Origin of the sequence: Candidatus Pantoea formicae (genome assembly GCF_011752625.1) — a bacterium.
In the GTDB taxonomy this organism is placed as follows: Bacteria; Pseudomonadota; Gammaproteobacteria; order Enterobacterales; family Enterobacteriaceae; genus Pantoea; species Pantoea formicae.
In genome coordinates, this window is the sequence record NZ_VWXD01000043.1 from 1 (window position 1) to 479 (window position 479).

The 479-nt window shown below is 57.4% G+C and carries 1 tRNA gene and 2 rRNA genes; all 3 read right to left on the reverse strand.

Annotated elements, in window-relative coordinates:
- Positions 1 to 3: 3 nt before the first annotated feature.
- The 3 genes from rrf (F3J38_RS27795) to rrf (F3J38_RS27805) all read right to left on the reverse strand — a co-directional run bounded on the left by rrf (F3J38_RS27795) (position 4) and on the right by rrf (F3J38_RS27805) (position 362).
- A 5S ribosomal RNA gene (gene rrf / locus F3J38_RS27795) occupies positions 4 to 119 on the reverse strand.
- Between the two features lie 36 nt (positions 120 to 155).
- A tRNA-Thr gene (locus F3J38_RS27800) sits at positions 156 to 231 on the reverse strand.
- Between the two features lie 15 nt (positions 232 to 246).
- A 5S ribosomal RNA gene (rrf, locus tag F3J38_RS27805) occupies positions 247 to 362 on the reverse strand.
- Positions 363 to 479: the final 117 nt, after the last annotated feature.

Sequence of the window (479 nt, forward strand, 5' to 3'; positions counted from 1 at the left end):
GATGCCTGGCAGTTCCCTACTCTCGCATGGGGAGACCCCACACTACCATCGGCGCTACGGCGTTTCACTTCTGAGTTCGGCATGGGGTCAGGTGGGACCACCGCGCTAAAGCCGCCAGGCAAATTCTGTAATTTACCGAACTCACGCTTTAAAACTGGTGCTGATACCCAGAGTCGAACTGGGGACCTCACCCTTACCAAGGGTGCGCTCTACCAACTGAGCCATATCAGCACACTTTAATTTGATGCCTGGCAGTTCCCTACTCTCGCATGGGGAGGCCCCACACTACCATCGGCGCTACGGCGTTTCACTTCTGAGTTCGGCATGGGGTCAGGTGGGACCACCGCGCTACAGCCGCCAGGCAAATCTTGGTGCACGAAACGAATCTTTTACGCCGTGGCTGCGTTGCTCTCCCTCGCGCTGCTCAGTCACATACTTCAGTATGCTCCTTCACATCGTCTCGGTCGGCGCCTTGCCCC